The organism is Sandarakinorhabdus sp. (assembly GCF_051860625.1).
Classification (GTDB): Bacteria; Pseudomonadota; Alphaproteobacteria; order Sphingomonadales; family Sphingomonadaceae; genus Sandarakinorhabdus.
Window position 1 is genome coordinate 117,276 of the sequence record NZ_JBHYDQ010000009.1, and the last position, 7,582, is coordinate 124,857.

Annotated in this window: 2 protein-coding genes; both read right to left on the minus strand. The window is 58.0% G+C overall.

Translation table 11 applies throughout. The annotated features are described in order from the left end of the window. Nucleotides 1-109: 109 nt before the first annotated feature. Nucleotides 110-5,527, minus strand: a complete 5,418-nt coding sequence (locus tag ACTIEZ_RS10310; RefSeq protein WP_439546590.1) for a beta strand repeat-containing protein — start codon at nt 5,525-5,527, stop codon at nt 110-112. A 202-nt stretch (nt 5,528-5,729) separates the two neighbouring features. Continuing rightward, the coding region (locus ACTIEZ_RS10315; protein WP_439546591.1) for a beta strand repeat-containing protein at nt 5,730-7,582 on the minus strand (1,853 nt) is incomplete at its 5' end.

Sequence of the window (7,582 nt, forward strand, 5' to 3'; positions counted from 1 at the left end):
CCACCAAAAAACGTTCATCAATCGCCAATCTCGTTATTGGCCAATAAGACGGCTGGCCAGCGATCGCGAAATCAATCTACAGAATCAACGTCTACTTGGACAGATACACCTAGCCAATGATGCTGCTGATATCGCCACCCGTGATGGTGAAATCCGATACCGACGTAAAGCCGAGAAGCTGAATCAGCAAGTCATTGCTGCTAAAGCCGCTGACACCGTCAGATACAAACATCCAGGCATCTGTGCCGTCAGACCATATGGCAGTGCCACGGGTCGTACCCGACTGGGAAGCAATGTTTAAGAAGTCGTTGAGGTTAGACACTCCTCGAATAACAATCCCATTCTGAATTTCGTTACCGTCACCGGCACCAGGATCGACGTCAATTGAGAACTTGACCAGCGGATCACCAACGTCAATCGTGTCACCAGTGCCAAAATCAGTAATGACGTCAGGATTATTAAAGTCCGACTGCCCAAAGGCAAAGCGGAACACATCAGCACCGTCACCGCCCGTCAGCCTGTCCTGGCCTGCGCCGCCATTGAGCGTGTCGTTGCCGCCCCCGCCAGACAGCGTGTCGTTACCTGCGCCACCGATAAAACTATCATTGCCAGTATTGCCGTTGAACGTAATACCCGCGCTGGAATTGCCGCCTCGCGCTACAGTATTGACGTTAGCAGCGCTATTCACGGTTGCCCCAGTTTGCGAGGCTGTCACATCTACCGTGCTTGTACCGGTAACGTTGATCACAACGGTTGCACCATTGGTGTCATGGGTAATGATGTCGCGTCCATCGCCAGCATCATTAACAATATTGGAACCAGCACCCGCATTCACAATATCAAAACCTGCACCAGGCGTGATGATATCGTTGCCGGCGCCCCCAAAGATGGTATCGTCACCGTCGCCGCCTGAAAGCGTATCATCACCATCAGAACCAATCAGCTGATCGTTGGCATCACCGCCGGTGATGTTGAAGGTCGTCGTGGAGCTGGCAGCATTGTTCGTTACCAACAGCGCACCAGTCGTAAGGTTGTTGGCATTCAGGACAACCGTCTGAACGATATTCTCGGTAATGGTGCTGAATGTCACAGTCCGGTTCTGGGTCGTGTCACCCGTCGGGCGGATCAGCAGAACATCACTGATATTGTCGAAGTCAAACTCCGCCACGATTGGTGCCAATGCGACTGGATCAACAAACATATGGATTTCATCAACGCCGCCACCGCCGATGATGGTGTCACCAGCCGTCTGGTGGCTGCCGCTGACGACGAAAATGTCGTCACCAAGGCCGCCATCGATGCTGTCATTCCCCAGACCACCCCAAATTTCGTCATTGCCATCGCCGCCGATGATCGTGTCATTACCGGCCGTGCCGATGATGGTATCATCGCCGCCAAAGCCATTTATCGTAATGCCCACAACCGTGGAGGCGTTGGGTGTGATCCCCGCGAGGTTGATGACCTCGCCAGAGTTCGTGCCGTTGACAATCACGGTTTCCAGATTGGCGGTGTTTCCGGTGCCATCGATCGCGATTGTATCGCCAGACAGCGCAGCAGCATCGAATACGACATCGACATCATCAGCCAGCACAATCCGCTCGATGGATGTGAATGTGGTGACGCCTGTAAAATCGGCGTCAGCCAGGACAAACACTGTGTCGAACCCGTTACCACCATCATAGCTTTCGCCGGGGACAACCTCGTTGCCAGCATTGACGAAGAAGTTATCGTCGCCATCACCACCGAACAACTGATCTGCACCAGCGCCGCCGGTGATGTTGTCGTTGCCCCCGCCGCCAATCAGCGTGTCAGCACCCGCACCGCCCACCAGCGTGTCATCGTTGTTGGTGCCCGTCGCGTTGATCGCTCGGATCGACGCAGCACCCTCCAGGTTCAGGCTGGTGGCAGCTGCAACTGTGGTGATCGTGATGCCATCGACGAAGGCGGCATTGGTATTGGTGCCCAGTGTAACGCTCTGCGCACCGGTACCGGTAAGGGCGAGAGCTTCGAACCGAGTGACCCTGCCAAACAGTGCGTCGCCGAGGGTCACGATCTGGGTTTCGCCGTCGATCTGGATGGTATCGAAGCCCTGGCCACCATCCACGGTGGCGTCTTCAGCCAGCTGGGACCCAGCTGCGGTAACAAGGATACGATTGCCACCGCCATCGAGCACGAAATTGCCATCCGCATCCTGCTGATAGCTGTTGGTGTAGACAACCGTGTCGTTGCCATCAAAGCCATTGATCAAATCGGCGCCGCCACCGCTGGTGATCGTATCATCGCCCCGGCCGCCGACGATGGTGTCGCCAGTCCCGCCGCTGGCGATCCGGAAACCTTCTGTCTGCTGCCTCAGGTCGACGCTGATCGCTGTCGGCAGGAGGGTGACGGGATCGGCACTGCCGGCCAGCACAATCGTTTCAAACCCGACAATCTTGAGATCGGAAGCGTTGTTGACGAAATCGCTGGTTTCGATGAGCAACAGTATGTCTTCGCCAGCACCGCCATCGATGGTGACATTGCCGCCGGTAACCGTGATCGGATTGGTCGAGTCACGGGTCGGGATGCCGGTTTCGGGATCGACCAGTTCGACAGTGTAAATCACGCGATCATCGGCAAGGACATGGGTGTCATTGCCATTCGGATCGTTTGTCACATTCCGGACAATGGTCCCCAGTGAACGGTTGTCCACAAAGTTGAAGATGGTACCGTCGAAGCTGAGGGTGGCGGAAAAACCGGTCGCTCCGGCCGGCCCGTCGAAGATCTTGGTCGAGCCCTCATAAAGGCGGAACGTTGCTGTTGCGGAAACGCCAGCCGCCACGGTGCCGTTGATCTGGATCGGATTTACCAGATTGGTGATCCGGTTATCATCGGCATTGTTTGCCGGGTTGCCCTGTTCAAAGACGGTGCTGATGACCGGGTCCTTCAGGACGACAGCCGGAATCGTGCCAAAGTTGTAGACGTCGTTTTCGCCGTCATAGATGCCGAAATCGGCGGCGGAGAGGAGACCGTTGATCTGGGCGACCAGGAAGGTTTCGGCCTCTTCGACAAGGTTGTCGCGCGAAGCGACAAGATAGACGAAGGTTTCCGTCGTGGAATGCAGGGCAAAGAAGCCATAGACACCCTGACCGGCCCGCTGCGTAAACTCAACGACCGGAATATAGCCATCGCCGGCATCTGCGTCTTCGAAAAAGCTGAGGAACGACGGTCGATCATCAGTGTCGACTGACGTCGACGGGCGCAACAGCGAACCGTCCCCTCCCGACAGGGGAATCTGGGTGATGACGTTGAGATAACCATCCGCAGGCCCGTCATAGCGGGCGTTGACATGCTCCTGCGTGTCGGTCAATTCCAGGACGAGACCGGCGCCAATCAACGCGGCACCGAGGGCCGGTCCCACAATCGGCACCGCAAGCAGGAGGCGCCCGGCGGCGACCATGCCGATACCGATCAGCGACGTGGTGCCATCCGCACCCGTCGGGGAGCCTTCGAAAAGCTTCACGCCATCTGTACTGGTGTGGTTGGCAGAGTTTGTGGCGATGGGCGGGTTGTAGAAATTTTCGTGCAAATAATCCAAGCCCGGATCGTAGGGCGTTGATTTGATGTAATTGCCCACACTGTCCTGCGTGAGGGTCGTGCGGCCTGCACCGGCAGCAAAGAACGCATCGACGACCCGCTTGTTGAGCATGATGAGGTCGGTGTTGGACGCATCTGCGAAGCTGGTCGCAAATCCATTCACGATATGCCTGGACGTGGCGTTGGCGAACACATCAATATAGACGCGATCATTGCCGCCTGCTGCGAGCAGGTAGAGGTTATTGTCGCCATTGCCGTACAACCAATCGTCGCCCGAACTGCCAATCAGCGTGTCGTTGCCGCCAAAACCGCGCACCACGATCTTGCCTTCGTTGCGGACCAGGCCGCCGCTGAGGTCGATCCGTTCCGCATCAGCACCAATCATATCGACACCATAGACGCCGCCCAGCCCGTTCGCCGTGCCCAGGCCTTCAATGATGGCGGTGCCATTGCCCAGCACCCGCAGTGAATCGACGCCGGCGGTCCAATCCTGGATGCGATCGGTGGCGACACGCGTCGCCAGATCGGCAGTATCAGCCGTCCTGACGACCACCAAGCCGTCAAGGTTAAGCCGCGAAAGGATACCAGAGGGGTCGGTGGACACAGGCGCCGTACCAGACAAACGCCCGGTAAAGTCTGTGGTCATCAGGTTGTCGCCATCCTGGCCAACGCTGATATTGCCGACGCCGAAGAAATCGGCCCCATCACCGCCAGTGACGACATTGCCCATCAAAATGTTCGGAATGGTTGTGAACGTGCTGGTGCCGCCAAACAGATAATCGGAACCGGCGCCGGCCGTGAGAATATCATTGCCACCAAACCCATAGAGCGCGACGTTCTGGGTCGGATTGGTCAGGCCATTGTCGGAGGTCGAAGCGCCCGTGCGCGTCACGATCTCGTCTGCCGAGGTGCCAAGAAACACCTCGTTGAAACGGTTGTAGGCCCCCGTCGTCTCGTTGCGGACATAGACGCGCAGATGGCCGTCGATCGCATCGGTCTGCTGGGCCACCACCAGATCGTGATTATGATCGGCATCGCTGACCGAGGTCGTCTGCCAGCGCAGGGCGGCCGATTGCTGATTTGGGGCGCCTTCCTGCGCTATGGCTTCATCGTCAAACCAATCCTGGATGACGGCCGCACCGGTAAAGACATTCTTGGAAGTGAAGTTGATCGATCCGAAACTTGCATGCAGGAACGAGTCGATATAATTGTCCTGCGCAAAATCGCTGAGATCGATATTGTCGAAACCAAGCCGCGCACCGGCGTCGGCAATTGTGTCATTGCCCGGCCGGAACTGCCGCAGACCGTTGTTGCGGTCGCGAAAATCCATGATTTCGATTTCGCCATAATTGCCGCGTGACGGCAGCGCATTCATCCCGAGCCCGCCACCGGCAAGCTGCACCGTGTTGCCAGAGAACAGAGAATAGGAAATCATGGAGTTGTCGGGCAGGCGACGGGTCATCCAATAACTGTCCTGACCCTGCGCTACCACGTCTGGGTTGGTCGCCAGCGAGACACGGTCATAGCCGTTGCCCAGGAACACGGTCGAATCGCGAGCAGCATTTTCATAGATGACTGTGTGGTTGCCGACATTGGCCGACAGCTTCCTGACCGAACCGTCGGTGGTGAAGCCACCAACGCCGACCTGCGCCAGATCGACCGTAAAGCCCGGCGCGGCATTGACATACTCGACGCCGCTCAGCGCGAGGCGAAATTCGCTATTCTTGGCAAGAATCAGCCGGTCGTTGTCGCGGGCCAGCCCGATACCGGTATTGCCACCCATGTCGATCGGGGCCGCCCACGATGCCTGCGCGAACGGTGTCTGTTCCAGACGCAAGACATCATTGCTGTTGTTGCCACCCGAAGTGATCCGGCTCCAGAACTGCGTTGCAGTGCCGCTCTGGTTGAAGATGGCCCAATGATTGAGTGCGGAATTGATTCTGACGAGAGCCATGGTTGCGATCCTTGCTCGAGCCCGATCCAGTAGAAGCGGCTGGAAAGCCGGTCAGCGTGGGGCCTGGACGTGGCAATCGTCGAAAATGCGGCATGTGCCGCCACGTGGCCGCTGCCGCCAGGTCGGGAATGCCGTGGGCTGTCCGTGAAATTGAAAATGGGGGAGCGCACTCCAGCGAGCACGCCCCCCTTGATTGCTACTGTTACGCGAAGTTCTGGCCAGTCAGCATATTGGCGCCGACATCCACCAGGCGAGCGATCAGTTCGAGCGAGTCACCGTCGTAATCGAAGGTACCTTCGTTCGAGTTGAAATCGAAGCCGTCACCACCACGCACGGTGATGTGGAAGATGAAGGCATCCGCCGGATCATTGTCCAAAACACCGCCCGAGCCGTTGTACAGGATGATCGTGTAATCACCGTCGGCAAGGCTCAGAAGCGCATCACCCTGACCATTGTTGCTGAGCAGAGCTGCCACAGCGGCAAGGTTCGTCGGATCGGGGATCTGGAAGGCCTGGTTGGCATTCAATTCGATCACCGAGCCGGTGAAGACGCCGCTGAGATCCGTCTGGCCCAGCACCGCATTCTCCACGAACACACCGCTGGTCAAATCCTGCCCTTCCCAGAAGGTTTCGATCACGTCGGAACCAACCCCGTCACCGGCGGTGAAGCCGAGGATGGTGACCGCACTGGTGCCCAGTGAGCCGTTCCATCCCGCAAGGCTTCCCGCATAGGTACCAATGAAGTCAAGGTCCTGGTCGCCAGCAACGTCGGGCGTCGTAGCAGCCGATGCCACGAACCCATTGAGGGTAACGCCGCCGAACTGTTCGAATTGATTAGGAACCCCGCCGCCATTCGTTTCGATCAGATTGGGCACAACCACTTGGCCGGCGTTATTGATCACCACCGTATCACGGCCACCTTCCGAAAGGTCGATCGTCAGCGCGCCGCGGGTCGCATCAATACCGCTGGTGATGATGCGATCATTGCCAGAACCACCATTGATGCTGGTGTTGCCGGTCACCTGCGTGAAGACGTTCCCGATACCGTCGGCGAGATTATAGGTCTCGACGTCACCCTGGCCCGTCACCACACCGGCGTCAGACAGCGTCACGGTGTCGATATTGTCACCCGTTTCACTGCCACCGCCGGCATCGATGGCAATGAAGTTGTGCTGCTCCACGGTCATCGTGATCCCGCCGGTCAACTCCAACGTTTCCGCCGTTGTCACAGCACCTGCGTTCAGGCCGCTGATGTTGGCACCGTTGGTGGCGATGATCTTGTCACCGCCCCCATCGAGCGCCAACGTACCCGTCACGGTGAGACCGCCGATGTTGAAGGTATCATTGCCGTTGGTGCTTTCAAAGCGAATGGCCCTGATGTCACCCGCAGCATCCGGATCATCCGTCAGGATCAGCGTGTCGTTCGTGCCGCCGCCAACAACGGTAGCGACACCGGCAAGCGCCGCCAGATCACCCAGAGTCACGGTGTTGACGAAGTTGCCAAGCAACAGCCTCTCGACGGATGTCACATTCGTGAAGTTCGCATCGACAACCGTGGCAAAGTCCGTGATCTCGATCGTGTCGGACCCGGCACCACCGGCAACCGTGTCAGCGCTCGTGAAGTTCGCCGACTGGAACCGGATCGTGTCGTTGCCATCCCCCGTGCTGATGTTGTCAGCGCCAGAGCCCGCAATCACAGTGTCATTGCCAGCGTTGGTGCTCACGGCCAGACCGGCAGTCGTGCCGGCGATGTTGATCGTCGAAGCATTGCCCGCCGTCGCCGTCACAGTCCGGATGCCAGCATCCTGGGCAAGGTTGGCAAGAGTGACCGACTGCGCAACCGTACCCGACAGCAGCAGCGTCTCTACAGTCGCTACACGGGTAAAGTCGGAGTCAGCTACTGTGGCATCGTTCTTGATCTCGATCGTGTCGGTACCATCACCACCAATCACCGTCGCAGCCAAGGCCAACTCAGTCGCAGAGGCAAACACCAGCACGTCGTCACCATCGCCACCGTCGATGCTGTCCGCACCACCGTTGCCCGTGATCGTGTCGT